21 protein-coding genes are annotated in these 22,618 nt (G+C 40.9%); 17 read left to right on the top strand and 4 right to left on the bottom strand.

The genetic code is table 11. The annotated features are described in order from the left end of the window. From hyfB to hycI, 10 genes are read left to right on the top strand one after another with little or no spacing between them, the layout of a single operon-like run. Window positions 1-2,016: a hydrogenase 4 subunit B gene (hyfB, locus tag AAZR93_RS07775; RefSeq protein ID WP_434719430.1), complete on the top strand. Its 2,016-nt coding sequence runs from the start codon at window positions 1-3 to the stop codon at window positions 2,014-2,016. A 13-nt stretch (window positions 2,017-2,029) separates the two neighbouring features. Next, complete coding sequence (locus AAZR93_RS07770) at window positions 2,030-2,980, top strand: respiratory chain complex I subunit 1 family protein (RefSeq protein WP_294102940.1); 951 nt, start codon at window positions 2,030-2,032, stop codon at window positions 2,978-2,980. Window positions 2,981-2,993: 13 nt separating this feature from the next. Continuing rightward, window positions 2,994-4,436 (top strand): hydrogenase 4 subunit D, encoded by a 1,443-nt coding sequence (locus AAZR93_RS07765; RefSeq protein WP_294102943.1) that lies wholly within the window; start codon window positions 2,994-2,996, stop codon window positions 4,434-4,436. Between the two features lie 11 nt (window positions 4,437-4,447). Continuing rightward, complete coding sequence (gene hyfE / locus AAZR93_RS07760) at window positions 4,448-5,098, top strand: hydrogenase 4 membrane subunit (RefSeq protein WP_434719429.1); 651 nt, start codon at window positions 4,448-4,450, stop codon at window positions 5,096-5,098. A gap of 4 nt (window positions 5,099-5,102) precedes the next feature. Next, window positions 5,103-6,683, top strand: coding sequence for a hydrogenase 4 subunit F (locus tag AAZR93_RS07755; protein WP_434719428.1), 1,581 nt, complete (start codon window positions 5,103-5,105; stop codon window positions 6,681-6,683). 1 nt (window position 6,684) lies between these two features. After that, on the top strand, window positions 6,685-8,418 hold the full coding sequence (locus AAZR93_RS07750) for an NADH-quinone oxidoreductase subunit C (protein WP_294102947.1): 1,734 nt from the start codon (window positions 6,685-6,687) through the stop codon (window positions 8,416-8,418). Window positions 8,419-8,434: 16 nt separating this feature from the next. Further along, the gene (gene hyfH / locus AAZR93_RS07745) at window positions 8,435-8,986 is read left to right on the top strand and encodes a hydrogenase 4 subunit H (RefSeq protein WP_336428790.1); all 552 of its coding nucleotides are present in this window, start codon (window positions 8,435-8,437) and stop codon (window positions 8,984-8,986) included. After that, entirely contained in the window at window positions 8,983-9,765 is a 783-nt protein-coding gene (locus tag AAZR93_RS07740; RefSeq protein ID WP_294102951.1) for an NADH-quinone oxidoreductase subunit B family protein, read from the top strand. The genes hyfH and AAZR93_RS07740 overlap by 4 nt, the downstream gene beginning before the upstream one ends. Then, window positions 9,758-10,207, top strand: coding sequence for a formate hydrogenlyase maturation HycH family protein (locus AAZR93_RS07735; protein ID WP_434719427.1), 450 nt, complete (start codon window positions 9,758-9,760; stop codon window positions 10,205-10,207). Before AAZR93_RS07740 ends, AAZR93_RS07735 begins: the two co-directional genes overlap by 8 nt. Beyond that, window positions 10,204-10,683 (top strand): hydrogenase maturation peptidase HycI, encoded by a 480-nt coding sequence (hycI, locus tag AAZR93_RS07730; RefSeq protein WP_294102956.1) that lies wholly within the window; start codon window positions 10,204-10,206, stop codon window positions 10,681-10,683. The genes AAZR93_RS07735 and hycI overlap by 4 nt, the downstream gene beginning before the upstream one ends. Window positions 10,684-10,799: 116 nt before the next feature. On the opposite strand, the gene hybG is transcribed toward hycI, so the two are convergent. The 3 genes from hybG to hydN are packed head-to-tail and all read right to left on the bottom strand — an operon-like array spanning window position 10,800 to window position 12,009. Next, entirely contained in the window at window positions 10,800-11,072 is a 273-nt protein-coding gene (gene hybG / locus AAZR93_RS07725; protein WP_336428795.1) for a hydrogenase maturation factor HybG, read from the bottom strand. A gap of 36 nt (window positions 11,073-11,108) precedes the next feature. After that, a complete protein-coding gene (gene hypA, locus AAZR93_RS07720) occupies window positions 11,109-11,450 on the bottom strand; it encodes a hydrogenase maturation nickel metallochaperone HypA (protein ID WP_294102963.1) in 342 nt (113 codons plus the stop codon). Between the two features lie 10 nt (window positions 11,451-11,460). After that, a complete protein-coding gene (hydN, locus tag AAZR93_RS07715; protein WP_294102966.1) occupies window positions 11,461-12,009 on the bottom strand; it encodes an electron transport protein HydN in 549 nt (182 codons plus the stop codon). A 555-nt stretch (window positions 12,010-12,564) separates the two neighbouring features. Between hydN and AAZR93_RS07710 the strand changes: the two genes are divergently transcribed. Further along, a complete protein-coding gene (locus AAZR93_RS07710) occupies window positions 12,565-14,157 on the top strand; it encodes a sigma 54-interacting transcriptional regulator (protein WP_294349952.1) in 1,593 nt (530 codons plus the stop codon). 526 nt (window positions 14,158-14,683) lie between these two features. On the opposite strand, the gene fdhF is transcribed toward AAZR93_RS07710, so the two are convergent. Beyond that, window positions 14,684-16,831, bottom strand: a complete 2,148-nt coding sequence (fdhF, locus tag AAZR93_RS07705; RefSeq protein WP_336431514.1) for a formate dehydrogenase subunit alpha — start codon at window positions 16,829-16,831, stop codon at window positions 14,684-14,686. Between the two features lie 420 nt (window positions 16,832-17,251). On the opposite strand from fdhF, the gene hprR reads away from it, so the two are divergent. From hprR to AAZR93_RS07675, 6 genes are all read left to right on the top strand, one after another. Next, window positions 17,252-17,923, top strand: coding sequence for a response regulator transcription factor HprR (gene hprR, locus AAZR93_RS07700; RefSeq protein WP_434719426.1), 672 nt, complete (start codon window positions 17,252-17,254; stop codon window positions 17,921-17,923). After that, on the top strand, window positions 17,920-19,278 hold the full coding sequence (locus tag AAZR93_RS07695) for a heavy metal sensor histidine kinase (protein WP_434719425.1): 1,359 nt from the start codon (window positions 17,920-17,922) through the stop codon (window positions 19,276-19,278). The genes hprR and AAZR93_RS07695 overlap by 4 nt, the downstream gene beginning before the upstream one ends. 191 nt (window positions 19,279-19,469) lie before the next feature. Then, a complete protein-coding gene (msrP, locus tag AAZR93_RS07690; protein ID WP_294102980.1) occupies window positions 19,470-20,480 on the top strand; it encodes a protein-methionine-sulfoxide reductase catalytic subunit MsrP in 1,011 nt (336 codons plus the stop codon). A gap of 3 nt (window positions 20,481-20,483) precedes the next feature. Next, window positions 20,484-21,080: a sulfite oxidase heme-binding subunit YedZ gene (locus AAZR93_RS07685; RefSeq protein ID WP_434719424.1), complete on the top strand. Its 597-nt coding sequence runs from the start codon at window positions 20,484-20,486 to the stop codon at window positions 21,078-21,080. Between the two features lie 211 nt (window positions 21,081-21,291). After that, window positions 21,292-22,212, top strand: a complete 921-nt coding sequence (gene yhfZ / locus AAZR93_RS07680; protein WP_434719423.1) for a GntR family transcriptional regulator YhfZ — start codon at window positions 21,292-21,294, stop codon at window positions 22,210-22,212. Window positions 22,213-22,237: 25 nt separating this feature from the next. Next, a complete protein-coding gene (locus tag AAZR93_RS07675; protein WP_434719422.1) occupies window positions 22,238-22,597 on the top strand; it encodes a PRD domain-containing protein in 360 nt (119 codons plus the stop codon). Window positions 22,598-22,618 lie beyond the last annotated feature (21 nt).

Below are 22,618 nucleotides of genomic sequence, written 5' to 3'. Positions count from 1 at the left end.
ATGACGTCGCTTCAGTTACTCTTGTGGTCAATCTCCCTTTATTTTGCTGGTGGCTTCATATCATTGCTATTTAAAAGACAAGAAAAAATAGCAATTTATGTCGCCGGTATTGCAGCAATAATTGGCGGGATCCTTGGTTTAATGAGTTCAATTCCTGTGTTGATGAATGGCGAGGTATTGACCTATTTTGCGCAAGGACCATTCCCATTTGCGCATTTTGTGGTTCGTTTTGATAGCCTCGCCGCTTTTATGGTGATGGTGATTTCATTACTTGTCACAGTAAGCGCTTTATATTCGTTGAATTATGTACAGGAATATTGTGGCCGTGGCGCATGGAGCATGGGTTTCTTTTTGAACCTATTTGTTGCATCAATGGTTGCACTGGTCGTTATGGATAATGCTTTCTATTTCATTATTTTATTTGAAATGATGTCATTAGCTTCTTGGTTTCTGGTTATTGCTGACCAAGATGAAAAATCTATCCGTGCTGGCTTACTGTACTTCTTTATTGCTCACGCCGGTTCTATCCTCATCATGATTGCTTTCTTCTTGATGTGGCGTCAAAGCGGTAGCTTAGATTTCGACTCCTTCCGACAACTTTCACTTTCACCTACCATGGCCTCAGTGGTCTTTTTGTTGGGTTTTTTTGGTTTTGGCGCCAAGGCGGGGATGTTGCCGTTACACAGTTGGTTACCGCAAGCTCACCCAGCCGCACCTTCTCATGCTTCCGCGCTGATGTCTGGTGTGATGGTAAAAATAGGTATCTTCGGGATTATCAAAGTCGGTATCGATTTGTTAGGCGCAACGCAAGGTTGGTGGGGAATTGTAGTACTTGCTTTTGGAGCCGTATCTTCTGTTCTTGGGGTTATGTACGCCTTAGCAGAACATGATATCAAGCGTTTGCTTGCTTGGCATACAGTAGAAAACATCGGCATCATTTTGATGGGCGTTGGCGTTAGTATGGTCGGTATGGCAAATAACATGCCAGTGTTGGCGACTATTGGTCTACTTGGTGCGCTTTATCACTTACTCAACCATGCGGTATTTAAAGGCTTGCTATTTCTCGGTGCTGGTGCTGTGATTTACCGTATTCATACTCGTGATATGGATAAGATGGGGGGCTTAGCCAAGTTAATGCCGCTCACTGCGACGGCCTTTTTAATTGGTTGTATGGCCATTTCTGCATTACCGCCACTCAATGGTTTTGTGAGTGAGTGGTACACCTATCAATCCTTATTTTCTATGAGCCATGAAGGCACTTTCATTATGCGTATCAGTGGCCCAATTGCGATTGTGATGTTAGCCATCACAGGTGCTCTTGCGGCAATGTGCTTTGTGAAAGTCTATGGCGTGAGTTTTTGTGGTGGTGCGCGTAGCGAACAAGCAACCCATGCACGAGAAGTACCTTGGACCATGACTGTCGCGATGATTATTCTTGCGGCAATTTGCGTCATTTTAGGTGTGGGTGCGAGTGTGATTGCACCTGTGTTAGCCAATGTCGCGATGTCATTGACCAGTGTAACGGATATCACGGTTGTTCAAGGGGCGATGTTAATCCCTGATAGCGCGTCTCAAGCGATGATATCACCTGCTATGACTTTTGTGCTTCTACTCGCCTTACCTGTGATCCCATTTATTATTTATATGGTTTTCAAAGGCAAACAACTCGGCTTTCGTCGTAAAGGCGATGCATGGGCTTGTGGTTATGCATGGGAAAGCGATATGTCCGTATCTGCGGGTGGATTTACTCAGCCGCTTCGTTCTATGTTCGCACCCTTGTATCGGATGCGTAAACAGCTCGATCCGTCAGCGAAATTGGCTCAGGCTTTAGACGTGACTAAAGCAGGGGCAGGGAAAGTCGAACCTTTCTGGGATGAAAGTATTATTTATCCTCTAGTGCGCGGTATCAATCGGTTTGCCAAACGAATGCAGTGTCTTCAAGGTGGGGATTTTAGACTTTATTGTCTCTATGTCGTTGCGGCGTTAGTCGTTTTACTTGTCGTCATTGCGGCGTAAGGAGAGAGAAACCATGTCTATTCAAGAAACACCGACATTGATGACAGGACTCTTTGCAGTGGTTCAAGCGGTATTTTTACTGCTATTAACACCATTGTTTACTGGTATCTCTCGTCAAATTCGCGCCAAAATGCACTCTCGTCAAGGCCCCGGCGTTTTACAAGATTATCGTGATATTTTTAAATTGTTGAAGCGTCAGTCCGTCGCACCGCGTGATTCAGGAATGGTCTTTTGTATCATGCCTTATGTATTACTCGGTAGTATGTTGTTATTAGCGATGGCACTGCCTGTCTTTACGATCACTTCACTGTTTAGTGGCGCATCTGACATCATTATTGTGTTGTATGTTTTTGCGCTATTTCGCTTTTTCTTTTCGCTCTCAGGTTTAGATACCGGAAGCCCATTTGCAGGTATCGGTGCCAGCCGTGAATTGACGCTTGGTGTTTTGGTCGAACCTACTTTATTTCTTGGTTTGTTAGTTGTCGCATTAATTGCAGGCTCAACCAACATCGGCGCTATTAGTGCGGTGATGAATGAGGGCTGGATATCGCCAACAGCAACTCTCCTTGCACTATTAGCTTGTGGTTTTGCCACTTTTATTGAAATGGGCAAAATTCCCTTCGATGTGGCGGAAGCTGAGCAAGAATTGCAAGAAGGACCGCTTACTGAGTATTCAGGATCAGGTTTAGCACTCGTAAAATGGGGAATAGGTCTGAAACAAGTGATCGTCGCAGTTTTGTTTCTGTCTATTTTCTTTCCCTATGGTAATGCGAGCGAATTGACAATAGTCAGTTTGCTATTTGCCATCGTCATCATGCTCATAAAATTGTTGGTTATTTTCGTTCTGGCATCGTTAGTCGAAAATAGTTTGGCTCGTGGTCGTTTCTTACTGACGCACCATGTGACTTGGTTAGGATTCGGTGTTGCGGCACTCGGATTCGTTTTCTATCTCACCGGTCTATAAGGAGCGACAAAGCATGTTAGAAAATATTGCACTGGCGACTCTAATGGTTCCGTTTATTGGGGCGTTGCTGGTCAGTTTCTTACCAACACGTGTCGCACCGTGGCTAAGTACGTTAGTTGCGTTGCTTGCATCGCTCGGTACGGCGGCATTGGGTTGGTTGTATCTCGACGGTGGCAAAGTCGCCACCACGTTGGAATTAGTACAAGCAGGGGATGTCGCGTTATTTGGTTTTACCATTGATGGCGTCAGTACATTAATTGCGTTTGCCGTAGTATTCCTAGGTTTCTTAATCTGCCTTTATTCTACAGGCTATTTAACTGAAGGTAACCGTGAGCACGCACACGGCCCAACTCGCCGCTATTATGCATTTTTGCTGATTTTTATCGGTGCAATGGCGGGTGTGGTGCTGTCTTCTACCATTTTAGGACAACTGGTCTTCTTCGAAATTACCGGAGGCTGTTCTTGGGCGCTGATTGGTTATTACCAAACTGAAAAATCACAGCGTTCTGCAATGAAAGCACTGCTTATCACCCATATCGGTTCGTTGGGACTGTACATGGCAGCAGCGACCTTATTCATCAGTACAGGAACATTCGCACTAAGTGCCATTAATCAGCTGAATGAAACACAAAGCCTGATTGTTTTTGGTGGCATTTTATTTGCGGCATGGGGTAAGTCTGCACAACTCCCATTACAGGCTTGGTTACCTGATGCGATGGAAGCGCCAACACCGGTCAGCGCGTATTTACACGCGGCCTCTATGGTGAAAGTTGGCGTGTATATTTTTGCGCGTAGCATTATGTCATCAACCCATGTACCGGAAATTATCGGTTGGATTGGTGTGACGATGGCAGTGATCACCTTGGTATATGGTTTCTTGATGTATCTACCACAAAAAGATATGAAACGATTGCTAGCGTGGTCAACCATTACCCAATTAGCGTATATCTTTCTTGCCTTGTCGTTATCGATTTTTGGTTCGAAAGAGGCGTTTGATGGCGGTATTGCTTACATCTTTAACCATGCTTTTGCGAAAAGTTTATTCTTCTTAGTTGCAGGTGCGCTGAGCTATAGCTGCGGTACACGTATGCTGCCGCGTTTACGTGGATTAGCAAAACAGTATCCACTTTTGGGCGTTGGATTTTGTGTGGCGGCATTGGCGATTGCCGGTGTTCCTCCGCTTAATGGTTTTTTCAGTAAATTTCCAATCTTTGCCGCAGGTTTCGCGTTGTCTGACAAATTCTGGATATTAACGCCAATTATGATTTTGGTGTTGATTGAATCCGTCGCGAGTTTTGCTTGGTTACTTTACTGGTTCGGTAAAGTGGTACCTGGCGAACCAAGTGAAGAAGTGGCAAATGGCAGTGCTGTTCCATGGGCGATGCAGTGGGTAATTGGTTTACTGATCATCATGTCCTTCTGTTCTAGTGTTATTGCCGTCATCTGGCTCAATTAAGGGGAGAAAGTATGACTGGTTCAATGATTGTAAATAATTTAGCGGGGCTGATGATGATCACTTCGCTACTGGTTATCGGCGCAAAACGTCCGGTGGCATCTTGTTGGTTTTATGCACTTCAATCTTTGGTTCTGGTGGCGATTTTTGCCACACTCTCTCAAACCTTGAATGCGCCAGAGCTAGCAATGTGGGCAGGCACTGCATTTGCAACAAAAGTAATTTTAGTACCACTGATTATGGGATATGCATTTCGCAAACTCTCTGATCCGTCAGCGAATGGCGGTGTGATAAGTCCTGCATGGTTGATGTTAGCAGCAGCGGTCATCGTGGTGTTGTGTTGGTTTGTTGTCGAACCGATAAAACTGCCAATAGCCACAGATTTGAAGCCAGCTTTAGCGGTTTCACTGGGACATTTTATGTTGGGATTGCTATGTATTGTGACCCAGAAAAATATCCTTAAGCAGGCATTTGGTTATTGCTTGATGGAAAATGGTTCACATCTGACATTGGCATTGCTGGCATATAAAGCGCCAGAATTAGTTGAAATAGGCATCGCGACGGACGCCATTTTTGCTGTGATTATCATGGCGGTGCTGGCACGTAAAATCTATCGCACGCTCAACACACTGAACGTGGATCAACTGACCGCGCTGAAGGGGTGATGAGATGAATCAAACTATGTTATTGACGTTATTAATGGCGACACCATTGGTTATTTCTATGTTGGCTTTTATCTGCCGTTTACTTGGAAATAGCGCCAAAATGGCGGTTACTTTGGTGCATGCCATCGGGATTACTTTATTGTTGGTATTATCGCTGTGGATGGTGAATACCATTGGTGAAGTTGGCGACCTGCTAATGGCGCAGCGCTGGATCCATCTTGATAGTCTTGCTGGATTATTTTTAGCGATATTGGGAATTGTTGGTTTTCTGACAGGTTTATATTCCATTGGCTATATGAACCATGAGGTTGAAGAGGGGGAAATTAGCGTTGGAACCCTTTGCAATTACTATGGTTTCTTCCATCTGTTCTTATTTACCATGTTATTGGTTATTACCAGTAATAACCTGATTCTCATGTGGGCGGCGGTTGAAGCTACCACATTAAGCTCTGCATTTTTGGTGGGTATTTACGGTCAACGCTCTTCTTTAGAAGCCGCGTGGAAATACATCATTATCTGTAGTGTCGGTGTGGCATTTGGTCTATTTGGTACCATTTTGGTTTATGCCAATGCGGTCAATGTCATGCCTGATCCAGAGTTAGCGATTTTCTGGACAGAAGTATTGAAATATACCTCATTACTTGACCCAACTTTGATGCATTTAGCCTTTGTATTCGTTTTAATTGGCTTCGGAACCAAAACGGGTCTGTTTCCAATGCATGCATGGTTACCTGATGCACATAGTGAGGCTCCAAGCCCAACTTCGGCATTGCTTTCTGCCGTATTGTTAAATTGCGCACTACTTATCATCATTCGTTATTACATCATCGTCACGTCTGCGATTGGTGGTGAATTTACTCAAACCTTGTTACTTGTCTTTGGCTTGCTTTCTGTTGCTGTCGCCGCATTCTTTATCTTAGTTCAACGAGATATGAAACGACTATTAGCTTATTCAAGCGTTGAAAATATGGGCTTGATTGCAGTCGCATTAGGTATTGGTGGCCCATTAGGGGTACTTGCTGCGTTATTACATACTTTGAATCACAGTTTAGCGAAAACGCTGCTGTTTTGTGGTTCAGGTAATGTATTACTTAAATATGGCACGCGGGATATTACCGTTGTTAAAGGGCTATTACGCACAATGCCATTTACCGCAGTCGTGTTCGCTGGTGGCGCATTAGCTTTAGGCGGTATGCCACCGTTTAACATATTTTTAAGTGAGTTCATGATTGTGGTTGCCGGTATTGCTTCTAACCATTTCTGGCTGACACTGCTTGTTTTAATTCTCATTACTGTCGTTCTTGGCGGATTAGTCAGAATGATCTCTAAAACATTATTTGGTGAGAAACCTGACTGTGTTTCAAAAGGTGAACTTGGCATTTTGACGACCTTACCGATGGCAATTCTTATTGTTTTGATGTTGGTAATGGGTACGCACATTCCACAGTCTGTTAGTAATCTACTTGAGAATGCGGCCACTATTGTGTTGAAAGACAGTGCATTACCTAATTCAGAATTAACTACTTTAAACTTTCATTGGCCGTGGGGTGTAAACGCCTCTTCGACCTCATTGCAGGAGAAATAACGTGAGCTATCAGAATTATGCAGATACCCTTCAGGGCGTTCGTAAAGGCGCGGGTTATCTGGCAAAAGTCCGCGAGAAATTTCCTCATGCGGTGCTGGACGAAGAGTGGCAAACCGCAAATCAGGTCACCATCACCATTAAAACGGAAATGCTGCCAGAGGTGGTTGAATTTCTGTATTACGGTTGCGGCGGTTGGCTGCCAGTATTATGGGGAAATGATGAGCGCCCATTGAATGGGCAATTTGCGGTGTATTACGCACTTTCAATGGAAGAAGGTGAAAAATGCTGGGTAACAGTAAAGGCTTTTGTTAGCCCTATTACTCAAGAATTTCCTTCTGTTACTCCGCGAGTTCCAGCCGCAGTTTGGGGGGAACGTGAAATACGGGATATGTATGGTCTACGTGCGGTAGGCTTGCCTGATGAACGTCGTTTAGTGCTCCCCGATGATTGGCCTGAAGATCTTTATCCATTGCGTAAAGACACGATGGATTATCGTCAGCGTCCAGAGCCAACCACGGATACTGAAACTTATCAGTTTATCAATGATAGTAAAACTCAAAGCCGAGTTGTGCCAATCGGTCCATTACATATCACCTCTGATGAACCTGGCCATTTTAGATTATTCGTTGATGGTGAACGCATTGTGGATGCGGATTACCGCATGTTCTATGTTCACCGTGGTATGGAAAAACTAGCAGAAACCCGTATGGGCTATAACGAAGTCACGTTTTTATCTGACCGAGTTTGTGGCATTTGCGGTTTCACTCACAGCGTGGCTTATACCTCTTCAGTCGAAAATGCCCTTGGTATTTATGTTCCACCTCGTGCACATACTATTCGTAGCGTATTGCTGGAAGTGGAACGTCTACACAGCCATTTATTAAATATTGGTTTAGCCAGTCACTTTACCGGTTTTGATACTGGTTTTATGCAGTTTTTCCGCGTGCGTGAAAAATCTATGAAGATGGCTGAATTATTGACTGGTGCGCGTAAAACTTACGGTACTAATTTGATTGGTGGTGTTCGCCGTGATTTCTTAAAAGAACAGCGGGTGAAAACCATTCAGTTGGTACGCGAAATGCGCCGTGATGTGACCGAACTGGTGGATATGTTGCTGAGCACGCCGAATATGGAACAGCGTACTGTGGGGGTTGGTCTTTTAGATCCTAAAGTTGCGCGAGACTATAGCCCAGTAGGCCCAATGATCCGTGCTAGCGGATTCAAACGTGATGTGCGTTTTGATCACCCATTTGCCGATTATGCCAACTTACCGAAAACGCTTTTCACTCTAGATGGTTGTGACGTTTATTCACGCGTGATGGTGCGAATTAAAGAAACATTAGATTCTTTATCCATGATTGAATATGCATTGGACAATATGCCAGATGGCCCAATTTTGACCGAAGGCTTTACATATCAACCACATAAATTTGCGCTGGGTTATACCGAAGCACCACGTGGCGAAGATGTTCACTGGAGCATGTTAGGTGATAATCAGAAATTGTATCGCTGGCGTTGTCGTGCGGCGACTTATGCAAACTGGCCAGTACTGCGTTATATGTTGCAAGGGAATACCGTCTCCGATGCGCCATTAATTATTGGTAGCCTTGACCCTTGTTACTCTTGTACTGACCGTGTGACGCTGGTGGATGTGAAAAAACGTAAAGCAAAAACCATTGCATACAAAGAGTTAGAGCAACAAAGTATTCTGCGTAAAAAATCGTTAATGAAATAAATCGGAGGAAATACTAATGCTTAAATTATTTAAAATCCTCCGTGAAACGGGGACAGCAACGGTTAAATATCCATTTAAGCCACTTGAAGTGGCTCATGGTTTCCGTGGTAAGCCAGAATATGACCCATTGCAATGTATTGCTTGTGGCGCTTGTATCTCGGCTTGTCCTGCGAATGCCTTAACGATGGAAACAGATTTAGAAAGCGGTGAACGTCGCTGGCAGCTATTTCTTGGGCGCTGTATTTATTGTGCCCGTTGTGAAGAGGTTTGCCCAACCCGAGCAATTCATCTGACAGAAGAATTTGAAACTGCCGTGATGAATAAAGCCGATCTGTATATGAAAGGGACTTTTCGTTTACAGCATTGTCGTCAGTGTGGCGAAGCATTTGCCCCTAAAAAATCAGTCGATTATGCAATGGCGTTGATGGTGGCGTCGGGTATTGAAGAGAGTGGCATTGAAGCACTAAGACCAATGTATGAAACCTGTCCGACCTGCAAACAGAAAAATAACCTGTTAAATAATAATCGTCAAAACTTCCGTTTGCATATTGAGGGAGATAAATCATGAGTTTTCCAGAGATCCCTGTTAATCATCATGTGAGTCAGCCTGTCAGCATGGATGAGCAGGTCGCAAAATTAAAAAGTACCTTGTTAAAAGATATCAAACGTTCAGCTTATGTTTATCGTGTCGACTGTGGTGGTTGCAATGGGTGTGAGATAGAGATTTTCTCTGCAATCACGCCTGTATTTGATGCGGAACGTTTTGGGATCAAAGTCGTTGCATCACCACGACATGCTGATATTTTGCTATTTACGGGCGCTGTGACGCGGGCAATGCGTATGCCTGCATTGCGTGCTTATGAATCTGCTCCTGACCCAAAAATTTGTATTTCTTACGGGGCTTGTGGCTGTGGTGGTGGTATTTTCCATGACCTTTACTGCGTTTGGGGTGGCAGTGAACATATTGTGCCGATTGATGTATGGATACCGGGTTGCCCACCGACACCTGCGGCAACCATTTATGGATTTGCGGTGGCCTTGGGGTTATTAAATCAAAAATTAACCGCACAAGATCACCATGAAGGCGAAGGTGAACGCGTAGAATTATTGTTACCCTCTATCCCATTGGCTACGCGTGTGATGATTGAACGTGAAGCGCGTCGTCAGGCTGGGTATTTTCAAGGAAGAGAAATTAGCGATCACTTTTTATCATTGCTTGAAGGTGCAACACCAACACAGGTTCAAGCAACGATGCAAAAATGGATTAACGAAGAGCAAGATCCTCGCTTACGAGACATTGTTAACCGCTTAGTGACCGTGTTACAGCAAGGGGGTGTTGATGACTAACTCAAATATTGAGCTCTCTACGTCAGAGCAGCCCGCATCAAAAGGCAACGTTTATTTTTGGTCACTTCGCCAAAAGTTTGTCGATAGCGACGACGATGTGCCCGAAGAAGCGCAGCAAGTCATGTATTACTCATTGGCTATTGGTCACCATGTTGGCATGATAGATTGTCTGAAAAATGAATTAGTGTGTCCATTAGACGGTTACCAGTCTTGGGTTAATGCAATACCTGAAGGAGAGGCGCGACGCAAATTGCAGGGGTTGATTACTTTCGGTGAAATTAATATCGATTCAACTCATACTAATATGTTAGCACTTGCTGTCGATGGGTTTGCGAAAGATGAAAATTCACCTTATTGTGAATGGAGTTCAACCCTGATTCGATTATTAGGTGAAATTGAGCGAGAACCTGCAATTTACCTAATAGTAAAGAGGCGATCATGACAGATTTATCTAACAATAACATTATGTTAGCTGTTGGTAATAGCATGATGGGGGACGATGGTGCAGGCCCGATGCTATATGACTTGATGCAAGAAAATCCCATTGCAGATTGGCTAGCAATAAATGGCGGAAGCAGTCCTGAAAATGTGACCCATCAGATAAGAGCGCTTAAACCTAAACGTTTGTTAATAGTGGATGCTGCGGATATCGGCTTAAATCCAGGTGAAATCCGTGTTATTGATCCTGATGATATTGCTGAAATGTTTATCATGAGCACGCATAATTTACCGTTGAATTTTTTAATCGACCAATTAAAAGACGATATTGATGAAGTGATTTTTTTGGGTATCCAACCTGATTTAGTGGGTTTTTATATGCCAATGAATGAACAGGTGATTGATGCAGTACAACAAGTTTATGCTGCATTGCCTCTCTGGGAAGGGTTCGGCGGATTCAAATTATTCGATGGCGAGTAATTTCATTATAAATAGTTGATGTTTAGTTGTTGAACTTGTAAACCGCAGTGAGGTTATTTAAAACACTGCGGTTTTTATTGATTAAGGATGATGAATAAAATTTTGGATGTTGTATATCAAGCATTTCCATGCAAAAAGTAAGAAACATCTTCTTCGACTTCGGCCATTGCCATTAGGGCTTCAAGCGTATCATGGGCCTCTTCTTCATCGATAATACTCATGGCAAAACCGACGTGAACGAGCACCCATTTATCAAGCATGTCGGTGGTTTCTCCGTCACAAACCAGCGCAATGTTCACATCCCGTTTGACCCCACAAACTTCGACTTGTGCATTGTCCATTGGTGAATTACCTACTGACACAATTTTGCCGGGTATGGCTAAACACATAACTGACTCCTGATTTGATTTAAACGTCTTACAAGATTATTCCACTTCAATTTGCTTTACCTGCATGGTGTCGCTGCTGTTTATTTGCAGGTTACGACTGCCACAGTGAGGACATCCCGTATCAAATTGGGTAACGCTCACATTGCTTTGGCAATCTCGGCACCATGCTTGCGCAGCGACGGTGGTGACATGTAACTTTGCACCTTCAGCGAGCGTGTTACGGCAAACAATATCGAAACAAAAATGCAGTGCAGACTCTTCAATACAAGAAACCGCACTGAGTTCTAACCAAACTGCACAGACACGCTGTGCGTGATTTTGTTTTGCATGCTGTTCGATAATTTCTAACGCACTTTGACATAAGGTAACTTCATGCATCGGGACTCTCTTATGACATCAAATCGTAAGGAATTTCAAAAGCCGCACGGCGACGACGCTCTTTAATAATTTCATCCATACGATTACGGTCTACGACAATAAGCGCGTCGGTTGGGCAAACTTCCACACAAGCAGGGCCACCTTCGCGAGTATGGCAGAGATCGCATTTATGTGCTTCAGCACGGTATTGTGGAATGGTATTTAGCGCAGTATTTTGTTGAGCAACAAGGCGGCTAATGACTTCCATTGTGCCGTAAGGGCAAGCAATGACGCAGGTTTTACAACCGATACATTTAGATTGGTCAACATACACAAAATCATCTTTACGGCTAATCGCACCATTAGGGCAAACATTGGCACAGGGGGCATCTTCGCATTGACGGCAAACTACAGCAGTACTGATGTTATAGCCTTTGATAACATGAATGCGTGGGAAAAAATCATCTTTAACGACAGTTTCAATACCTGTTTCTTGTTCTTGATGAGAAACTACACATGCCACTTCACAAGTGTGACAGCCAATGCATTTTTTGGGGTCTGCAATGATGAAACGGTTCATCATACTCTCCTGAATGATATACGACGACATCACATCCGGCTTTCCGGTGTAACCGTCCTCTGGTTCGAATACCTTTTCATAAGCATGTATCGTGCCAGATCAGAAAAATAATTTAATTCAGTTAAATCAGTATATTAATAAATAATAAAAAGGTGCTGAAAGGGTAATTGAAATATTCGTCACAAGCTTCGACAAATATGACGATAATTACAAGCATCGTTATATATATGGCTATACTAAGATATTGTTATATTAAAAATAGGGGACTGGATCAAACTTAAATCAGTCAGCGATATTCTTTTTTTATAGAGTCATTACAATAATAGGATTAAAAAATTGTATTAGCTAAAATGATATTAATCACGGCATTAAATTTTTTGAATTTGCGTTTATTTATAGATGAGTATTTTAGAATATATAAGCGATAAATAATTCAATTAATAGCAAGACGATAAACGAAGTTAGCTTGGGGTACATACTTTAGTATGTGATCTAAGTAGCCAAGTGAAGACAATACAGCGATAACCTGAACCATGACGAGTTAGTGGAGACTTTGTGGATATATCTGAAAAAGCTGAACGTATACGCCATGAACGCGACCAGTACAGAATATTAGTTGATATTACCAATTCGGTGCTTTCTCATTTAGAAATGGATGGTTTAGTTGCTGAAGTATCTCGAGAAATTTACCGTTTTTTCGGTATAAGTCAAATCAGCATCGCATTATGTGATAATTATAGTTCTGCCGTATACCTTTGTTATTCCAGCTATTATCAACGTTCACATCCCGTTGAGAAAATGCAGTATCATTTGAATGAGTTACATCCAGATTTAACACAGGCTCTTGATAGTAATCAGCCTGTGCGTTTGACTTTAGATTCTGCCACGCAAGACCCACTCTATAGGCATGTGTGTGAGCAAGGGATGAGTGAAACGTTGTTATTACCATTGGCATTTAACCATAAACCTTTGGGGGTGTTGGTTTTATCTCATGAAAATAAAAGTATTTTTACAGAAGATAATTGTAATTTGCTTAAACAAATAGCGGCACGATTTGCGATTGCAGTTGATAACGCAGCTGCTTATGGTGAAATTACTCGTTTAAAAGACAGCCTGAAAACTGAAAATCTTTGGTTGACTGAACAGATACATCGTACTGATAGTTTCAGTGAAATTATTTTTCAAAGCGAAGCGATGCGTAATGTATTAGAGCAAGTTGATTTGGTGGCTCACAGTGATAGCACCGTGCTTATCTTAGGTGAAACGGGAACTGGTAAGGAGCTTATCGCGCGAGCTATTCATCGTTTAAGTGATAGACATCAACGCACTATGATTAAGATGAATTGCGCCGCTGTTCCATCAGGGTTGCTAGAAAGTGATTTATTTGGTCATGATAAAGGCGCGTTTACCGGAGCTACTACAACACATATTGGCCGTTTTGAAATGGCGGATAAAAGTACGTTATTTTTAGATGAAATCGGTGATATGCCGTTAGATCTTCAACCCAAGTTATTGAGAGTGCTGCAAGAACGTGAAATTGAACGTATTGGCGGTAATAAAGTGATACCCGTGGATGTTAGACTAATAGCAGCCACAAATCGTAATCTTAAATCCATGACCAATGACCGTGAATTTCGAGAAGATCTCTATTACCGTTTGAATGTATTCCCTATTGTGATCCCACCGTTACGAGAGAGACCAGAGGATATCGCACTGCTGGCAACCTATTTTACGCAAAAAATTGCTCAGAGAATGAACCGAAAAATAGACTGCATTCCACTCGATGCTCTGGAACAGCTTTCTCGCTATCCATGGCCCGGTAATGTGCGAGAACTAGAAAATGTGATTGAACGAGCAGTGATCCTAACACGGGGTAATACACTTAATTTACAGTTACATGAGCTGAATATCCCAAAGCCATCACGCCTTAAAAATGCACTGCAAACTCCGACGTTGCTCGAAAAGCGAATGCAAACAGAGGCGCCTGAAAATGATGACGAGGAAAGGGATAGAATTATTGCTGCACTAAAAGCAACGAATGGGGTGGTTGCTGGTGCAAGAGGGGCAGCAACACGTCTAGGGTTGAAGCGGACGACGTTGTTGTCGAGGATGCAGAGGTTAGGGATTTGTGTCCAAGATCTTTTTTAGTTCGTATACCTGTCATACTTTGTGCTGTAGGGGTGTTGGCCGCGCAAAACTAACCCTAGTCACATACTTGTGTATGCTCCTAGGGCTTAGCTTTACTTGCCGCCTACCTACAACCCAAATTATTTTGGGGAGTGTTTGTAAGGTGGCTAAAATAAAAAATGATTGAGAACTATTATAATTATAGTGTTGCCATTCTTTGTGTTATGGCGTGAGCCTAACTATATATTTTTCTTTTCTGATTATCTGCAATTTAAATTATTTTAAATATTAATTTTAGAATGCTAACTAATAATAATTCTTATTAATATTTGAATAAATTGAATTGGATTATTAAGGACTGGCTAAGGTTAATTAGTTGAAGAGTCATTAATTGGTAATTACATGCTTAGCTATTAAATGAAGTTATTGTTTTTGTGATTCGAAAGTAATCGATACTGTTGTTAGGTTACCAGTAAAAAAATCGGGTCACATACTTATATGCATGTGACCCGTGAGATTTTTTATCGTATAAAAAATGAAGGGAAAACTAAACTCCCTCGGCAGCCTCGCGTAATCTACGCTTAATCGCCGTATACTCTTGTACAACATAGTGTTCAGCTTTGTGTTGATCCGCAATTGGTTCTACACGGACTGCACAATATTTGTACTCTGGTGTTTTGGTTATTGGGCTGAGGTTTTCTGCTACTAACTCATTACAAGCACCAATCCACCATTGATAAGTCATATAAATCGCACCTTTATTAGGACGTTCACTAATATTTGCACGAGTGATAACTTTACCTTGTTTAGAGGCTATCCATACCAGCTCTTGATCTTTAATACCCAATTTCTTCGCATCAGCGGTATTTATCTGAACAAAACCGGGTTCATCTGCTAATGCCGCAAGCGCTTTACAGTTACCAGTCATGGAACGGCAAGAGTAATGGCCAACCTCACGGACTGTGGCAAGTACCATCGGATAATCAGCGCTAACTTGGTCAATCGGTGGATGCCAATCACAAGTAAAGAACTGACCTCTACCATTTGGCGTATCGAAATTGCCTCCCTCGTATAAGTATTCAGTACCTTCACTTTCCAATGTACGACATGGCCATTGGATATAGGCGAGACCTGCCAATTTTTCATAAGTAGCACCATAGTAAATAGGGCAAAGCTCACGTAGCTCATCCCAAATTTCTTTGGTGTTGTTATAGTGCATCGGATAGCCCATTGCGGTGGACATCAAACTGATAATTTCCCAGTCTTTTTTCACATCACCAACAGGTTCAACCGCTTTATAAAAACGTTGGAATCCACGATCTGCTGCGGTATAGACACCTTCGTGTTCTCCCCAAGAGGTTGCTGGGAAAATAACATCCGCAATAGCGGCTGTTTTAGTCATAAAGATATCTTGAACAATCAATAGCTCTAATTTATCGAAAGTACGACGAATGGTTGCTAAATCAGGTTCAGTTTGCAGTGGATCTTCACCCATGACATAGTGCGCTTTTAAAATACCTTCATCGATGAAATGTGGAACTTCACTTAATGGGATCCCATTTTCATCTGGCATTTTTTCAATGCCCCAAAACTTAGCAAATTTATCAAGTGCCGCTTTATCATCGACATATTGATAACCCGGCAAAGTATTTGGCAGAGCACCCATATCACAGGCGCCTTGAACATTATTTTGACCACGAACGGGGCCGACCCCAACATGCGGTTTACCTAAGTTACCCGTTAATAATGCTAAACTTGTGAGGGATTGAACGGTTTCGACACCTTGATAGAATTGTGTGACACCCATGCCCCATAAAATCATGGCACTTTCGGCATTTGCATACATGCGAGCCGTTCTACGGATATCTTCGGCTTTGATACCGGTTGTTTCTTCAACAGATTCAGGTGTATAAGGTGCGACTAAAGCACGGTATTCATCGAATTTATCTGTGTGAGCCTCAATAAAGGCTTGGTCATACAGGTTTTCTTCAATGATCACGTGAGCGAATGCATTTAGTAATGCAATATTAGAGCCGTTTTTCAATGGTAAATGAATATCTGCGATACGCGCGGTTTCAATATAACGCGGATCACAAACAATAATTTGAGCCCCTTTTTCTTTCGCTTTTAAAATACGACGCGCGACAATAGGGTGTGAGTCTGCGGCATTATAACCGAAGACAAAAATACATTTGGCATCCTCAATTTCGACAATTGAGTTACTCATTGCGCCATTACCGACCGAACGCTGCAGACCTGCAACCGAAGGGCCGTGTCAGACACGCGCACAGCAGTCGATATTATTACTACCGACAGCTGCACGAACAAATTTTTGCATCACAAAGTTAGCTTCATTACCCGGACCGCGAGAAGACCCTGTGGTCATAATCGCTTTTGGACCATATTTTGCTTTAATTGCCAGTAACCGCGAGCTGGCAAATTCAATCGCTTCATCCCAAGAAACCACTTCTAACTTGCCACCACGTTCACGGCGGATCATTGGGTTTTTGAGGCGAGGTGTTAAAATTTTAGTGTCATGAATGAAGTCCCAGCCATAATAGCCTTTCAGGCAGAGCTCTCCTTCATTGGTGTGACCATTTGCGCCTTCTGCGCCAATGATCTTCCCGTTCTCCACCTTCAGGTTTATTTTACAGCCTGAGGCGCAATACGGGCAGACGGTGATGACTTTTTCCATCAACATTGCTCCTATATTTTTCATTTAACGGTTAAATACCGCCTTATCTCCCTTATATATGCAGGGTTTATGCCAGTTTTAATATTTAAACTAAACTTATCTAATCTATTGAATTTAAAAATGATATTTTTTATACCTATTTTCTCATAGACGAAAAAAACATGAAGTAGAGCCGATCGTCAAAAATGACGAGAGTGGTTTGTCGATGCTAGATGCAAATGGCGGTGCGATAGCTTAATAGTTTAAAAGTGCAGACTGAGGTGCATGTAACGTGCTTTTTAATCCGAATGAAAATTGACTATCAAAGATCAATAGTCCCTAATCTCGCATAAAGCGATTAACAAATGATTGAAAGAGACTATAAAGCTCGTTATAAATATTCAGATTATTATGAATAAAAAGGATTTTAGGATCGTTAAAATGAAAATATTATTAATTGAAGATCATGATAAAACAGGAAGTTGGATAAAAAAAGGCTTAGAAGAGGCGGGTTTTACTGTCGATATTGCGACTGATGGTAGGGATGGCCTCTATTTTGCGTTAGAAAATGATTACCAATTAATCATTTTAGATATTATGTTACCCGGTATGGATGGGTGGAATATCTTGAAAATTTTACGAACATCTAAAGCTGTTCCGGTTATTTGTTTAACTGCGCGAGATGCGGTTGATGACCGTGTTAAAGGTTTAGAGCTAGGTGCAAATGACTATTTAGTTAAGCCTTTTTCATTTTCTGAATTATTAGCACGTATTAAAAATCAATTACGCACTCATCAAATCGCGCCGACAGTAATTGAAATTGCTGATCTTAAAGTTGATCTTACTCGGCATGATGTTGAGCGCGGTGGTTTGAAAATCCCTATGACACGCCAAGAATATTCACTATTACTATTTTTTGCGTTGCATGTGGATGAAATTTTACCTCGAACGTTAATCGCCAGTGAAGTTTGGGGGATTGATTTTGAAAGTGATACTAATATTGTCGATGTTGCTATTCGTCGATTGAGAAAAAAAGTAGATGACACTTTTGATGTGAAATTAATCGAAACAATTCGAGGTATGGGATATCGCCTCAATAGGCCAACAACATGAAAGTAAAATCATTACGCTTTAAAATTATCACTTTATTTGTCTTGCTGATGGTGGTTAACACTAGCTTTGTGACATTAACATTATATTACTCGCTAAAAAATGAGTTGGTTTCACGTGATGATAATTTACTGGTAAATCGTGCAGATCAACTGGCGAAACTGATTGTTAGCGGCATTGATATTAAAACATTACCTATTTATTTCCAGCGTATGATGGATATGAAGCAGGATATTATTCAAATTAAAGATTTAAATAATCATGTGATAGTGGAAACCAATTCAGATATTTTATTAACTTCCCATCTTAAAGTGATTAATTTGGATGAATTGGGATTAAATGCTATCACTCATTGGGAGACTACATCGGGAACGCCAGTATCTGCAATTAGTTTTGATATTCAATCACCTATTGGAAAACTTCAAGTTGTTATTGCTAAAGTCTCTATTGATCGTAACAGTGTGCTAGCTGAATATTTGAAAAAAAGTATCTTTATACCGATTATCTCGATTTTATTTATGGGTATTCTAAGTTTTTGGTTAATTAAACGTGGATTACATGATATTACCTTGTTGAGTCAGATCACTGCTAATAGTGATATCCATTCACTTGCCGAGAGCATTGATATTGAACAGTTACCGGATGAACTCAAGAATTTAGGTGATTCATTAAATATTATGCGGTCAAGACTGAAAAATGATTTTATTAAATTAACCCAATTATCAGATGATTTGGCACATGAGTTAAGAACACCCATTAATGCGATCCGTGTGCAAAATGAAATTGTATTACAGCGACCACGTACTGTGGCTGAATATGAAGCCATTATTGTGAGTAATATTGAAGAGCTAGATAAACTCGCTAAAATTATTCAAAGTGTGTTATTTATCGCTAGGGCGGAAAATAAAAATATCGCGCTAAAAAGAGAAAATCTTCTTTTATCCGGGGTGATTGATGAGGTTTATGAATTATTTTCTCACTATGCAGAAGAAAAGCAAATTCAGCTAATCCATGACGAGTCTTCCCTTCATATTGATGCAGATCGTTTGCTATTGGTTCGAGTTTTAATGAACTTAATTTCAAATGCGATTAAATATTCTTACCCTAATACCCAAGTTACTACGCATATTGAACGCAATGATGAAAGGTTAATAATTGCGGTTACCAATGAAGGTGACATGATTGCTGTCAAAAATGAAGTTTTTACCCGTTTTTGGCGCGGGGATAACGCTCGCAGTTCTGATGGCAGCGGATTAGGTTTATCAATTGTCCAAGCGATTATGACTTTACATGGCGGTGAAGTTATTTTTGAACGTATTGATAAATATAATGTTGTCACCTTATCCTTCCCTAATTGATAAGGCGAAATGATTAACATGACAATTTTGTCATTAACCCGTCAGCTTGTTTCATTCATTTTTCGGTATAACAATATCAAATTATAAGAATGCGCATTTTATTTCTTCATCAATGTGTTTTCTTTTATGTTTTCAGTTTTTATATAAAACGCTTGTGACTGACTTATGTATTTGAGTTGAGGAAAATAATAATGAAAAAATCGAAAATAACGAAAGATACTGATATTACACCTGAATCTGTTTTCATGATGAAGCGTAGAAATTTACTCAAATTACTGGGGGTTGGCGCGGCAGGATTAGCTGCTAGCTCGGCGGTTAAAGCTGACTTTTTTTCATGGTTTTCGGGTGATGAAAAAATCGTTACGCCTAAAATAGCGACAAGAGAACTCACCTTTATAAAGCCTGAAGCATACCAAAGTGAACTAGTGTTAACGCCTGAGGATAAGGTCACAGGCTATAATAATTTTTATGAATTCGGTTTAAATAAATCCGATCCTGCCGAATATGCACATACCATGAAAACTGATGAGTGGATGGTTTCAATTGAAGGGGAAGTTAACCGCCCAATAACGTTAAGTTTAGATGATATTCGTCATAAATTTACACTAGAAGAACGTATATATCGTATGCGCTGCGTCGAAGCGTGGTCAATGGTCATTCCTTGGATTGGCTTTCCATTAGCGAGCTTGCTTGCATTAGTTGAGCCAACAAGTCGCGCAAAATATGTTGCGTTCGAAACGCGATATGCGCCGGAAGAAATGCCGGGTCAAAATAGTCGTTTTGTGGGAGGGGGGCTGCAATATCCTTACGTTGAAGGACTTCGCTTAGACGAAGCCATGAATCCGCTAGCATTTATGGCAACTGGGGTGTATGGCAAAGAATTACCTAATCAAAATGGTGCACCTATTCGTTTAGTTGTTCCGTGGAAATATGGTTTTAAAGGCATTAAATCGATTGTCAAAATTAGATTGACGGAATCCATCCCGCCTACAACATGGAACTTATCTGCGCCAGATGAATATGGTTTTTATGCCAATGTGAACCCAGATGTCAATCATCCTCGTTGGTCTCAAGCCTCAGAGCGTTTTATTGGCTCAGGGGGATTAGGACAAGTCACAAGACAGCCAACATTGCCTTTTAATGGTTATGGCGAAGAGGTTGCGAGTTTATATACAGGTATGGATTTAAGGAGAAACTTTTAATTTATGGATCCACGTCAGATGCCAATTGGTTTGGTAAAAGGTATTTTTCAGTTAATTGCATTACTGCCACTGGCATGGCTTATTTATGCAGTTAATCTTCAACAGCTAAGTGCTGATCCCGCAAAGGATATTCAGCATTTTACTGGGCTGACAGCACTGCGTTTATTAGTGTTGATTGCTGTTATTCCTATGCTGGCTCACTACTTAAAATGGAATAATATATTTCAAGTAAGAAAGCTGGTAGGGATATGGTGTTTTGTCTGGGCGACACTGCATTTAACGAGCTATTTATTACTTGAAATAGGTTGGAGCAATGTGGCTTTATTTTTCTCAGAGATTTATTCCAGAGTCTATCTAGCAATAGGCTTAATTTGTTGGTTATTTTTATTTGTAATGGCGATAAGTTCTTTTAATTGGTTACGAGTTAAGCTTGGTAAATGGTGGAAAAGAATACACAATTTACTTTACCCTGTGCTGCTATTAGTGGTTTTACACTTTGCGTTATCGATGAAAACAATAACGCCAGAACCGTTTTTTTATCTGGCAATTATCTTATTCGCCTATTCCCACCGATTCTTACAACGGAAGATAAATAGTTAGTTATTGTTTATCTTATTTATCATGTATATAAATTTATTTTTTTAGATTTAATAATCTTATTGTTTGATATATAAGGTTATTGTTTAATACATTCTTGTCTACGATACATTTATATCACATTCGTGATGATAGTCACTAATTGACATTTATTTGTTTGCATTTTATCTTCAAATTAATGAAGATAAATTTAATATAATTTTTGAATAATATTATGACCCAAGCATTTATTAAAAAAGAAGGAATTGCGCAGTCTTATCTCTCGCGTTATTTACTGGTCTTAGAGAATGGTAGTCGTCTTAAAACCATTGATGAATTAGCGAAAGATAGTTATCTATCAGTAGGATTGATGCAATCAGCATTGAAATCATTAGAGGCTCTTGGCGCTATTACTATTGAGCGACGGGGTCGTAATGGTAGTTTCGTTACTAAGATTGACCATAAGCTACTTTTTAAATTTGCTAATATCGGTAACGTTGTTTGTGCTATGCCGCTGCCTTATGCAAGAGTTTATGAAGGGCTGGCGAGTGGCTTGAAAGCACAGTTTTTAGAGGTTCCATTCTATTTCGCACATATGCGAGGGTCTGATATTCGCATTGAGTGTTTAGAAAATGGTATTTATGATTTAGCGGTAACTTCACGTTTGGCAGCTGAGCAGCATTTATCTGAGCATAATGTGCATATTGCCCTAGCTCTTGGAAAATATAGCTATGCGCAAGAACATAAATTGATTTATCGCCAAGGTGAGTTGAATAGCATTCGAAAAGTGGGCGTCGACAGAACCTCAACAGACCAGAAAATGATGACGGAACAATGGAGTGCCGGTGGTGACTATATTTTTGTCGATGTTTCATATCATGAATGCGTTAATAAAATAATGAGTCATGAAATTGATGCCGCTATTTGGAACGTCGGCCAGGGTAAAGAGCTAGATCAACTTGGCTTAACAACGCAATCTTTAATTGAGAATAAAAATCTTAGTCATGATTGTTTTTATAAGGCATCAGAAGCGGTTATTTTGACTCGTAAAGATGATTCTCAATTGCAGCAACTCATTAGTACAATGATTGACCCTGATGCTTTGTTAATCCACCAAAAAAATGTAATTGATGGCGTAATTGAACCAGTTTATTGAATTTAAGTTATGGGAGCAGTGAAATATGGAGCAAAGGCTGGCTATTTTATTACAAGGTGGTGTCATTGACCAAGATATTCATGACGGCATGTTGTGTGTAATATCAAATTTGGAGAATGATTGGAAAATAACGATTCGGCACTCTCAAGGCAACATGGCACTAACACACATGGCAAGTGCATTGATGCGTTCTCGAAGAGGGGAAAAAATTGAACCTGTTGATAGTGATATTTTAGATGAAGTTAAACAATTTGAGAATTACCAATTGGTTACGCAGATTCATCAGTCACTCCTTAGTCATTTTCAATTAACGCTAGACCCTGCGGAAGAAGGTTATTTACTCGCAAATATTTATAGTTTGATATTGGCAAATGAGCATAGTTAAATTTTCAGTTTAAATATTCAT

The sequence above is a fragment of the Providencia sp. Je.9.19 genome (assembly GCF_051129765.1).
Lineage (GTDB): Bacteria > Pseudomonadota > Gammaproteobacteria > Enterobacterales > Enterobacteriaceae > Providencia.
This window is presented reverse-complemented; position numbering and strand designations above follow the sequence as displayed.

Excerpts from the sequence above, each read along its gene's own strand:
- AAZR93_RS07695 (WP_434719425.1), top strand. The coding sequence starts at position 17,920 with ATGAAAGTAAAATCATTACGCTTTAAAATTATCACTTTATTTGTCTTG.
- AAZR93_RS07770 (WP_294102940.1), top strand. The coding sequence starts at position 2,030 with ATGTCTATTCAAGAAACACCGACATTGATGACAGGACTCTTTGCAGTG.
- hprR (WP_434719426.1), top strand. The coding sequence starts at position 17,252 with ATGAAAATATTATTAATTGAAGATCATGATAAAACAGGAAGTTGGATA.
- hypA (WP_294102963.1), bottom strand. The coding sequence starts at position 11,450 with ATGCATGAAGTTACCTTATGTCAAAGTGCGTTAGAAATTATCGAACAG.
- AAZR93_RS07685 (WP_434719424.1), top strand. The coding sequence starts at position 20,484 with ATGGATCCACGTCAGATGCCAATTGGTTTGGTAAAAGGTATTTTTCAG.
- AAZR93_RS07740 (WP_294102951.1), top strand. The coding sequence starts at position 8,983 with ATGAGTTTTCCAGAGATCCCTGTTAATCATCATGTGAGTCAGCCTGTC.
- hyfB (WP_434719430.1), top strand. The coding sequence starts at position 1 with ATGACGTCGCTTCAGTTACTCTTGTGGTCAATCTCCCTTTATTTTGCT.
- hyfH (WP_336428790.1), top strand. The coding sequence starts at position 8,435 with ATGCTTAAATTATTTAAAATCCTCCGTGAAACGGGGACAGCAACGGTT.
- msrP (WP_294102980.1), top strand. The coding sequence starts at position 19,470 with ATGAAAAAATCGAAAATAACGAAAGATACTGATATTACACCTGAATCT.
- AAZR93_RS07765 (WP_294102943.1), top strand. The coding sequence starts at position 2,994 with ATGTTAGAAAATATTGCACTGGCGACTCTAATGGTTCCGTTTATTGGG.
- hycI (WP_294102956.1), top strand. The coding sequence starts at position 10,204 with ATGACAGATTTATCTAACAATAACATTATGTTAGCTGTTGGTAATAGC.
- AAZR93_RS07735 (WP_434719427.1), top strand. The coding sequence starts at position 9,758 with ATGACTAACTCAAATATTGAGCTCTCTACGTCAGAGCAGCCCGCATCA.
- yhfZ (WP_434719423.1), top strand. The coding sequence starts at position 21,292 with ATGACCCAAGCATTTATTAAAAAAGAAGGAATTGCGCAGTCTTATCTC.
- AAZR93_RS07755 (WP_434719428.1), top strand. The coding sequence starts at position 5,103 with ATGAATCAAACTATGTTATTGACGTTATTAATGGCGACACCATTGGTT.
- hybG (WP_336428795.1), bottom strand. The coding sequence starts at position 11,072 with ATGTGTTTAGCCATACCCGGCAAAATTGTGTCAGTAGGTAATTCACCA.
- hyfE (WP_434719429.1), top strand. The coding sequence starts at position 4,448 with ATGACTGGTTCAATGATTGTAAATAATTTAGCGGGGCTGATGATGATC.
- hydN (WP_294102966.1), bottom strand. The coding sequence starts at position 12,009 with ATGAACCGTTTCATCATTGCAGACCCCAAAAAATGCATTGGCTGTCAC.
- AAZR93_RS07675 (WP_434719422.1), top strand. The coding sequence starts at position 22,238 with ATGGAGCAAAGGCTGGCTATTTTATTACAAGGTGGTGTCATTGACCAA.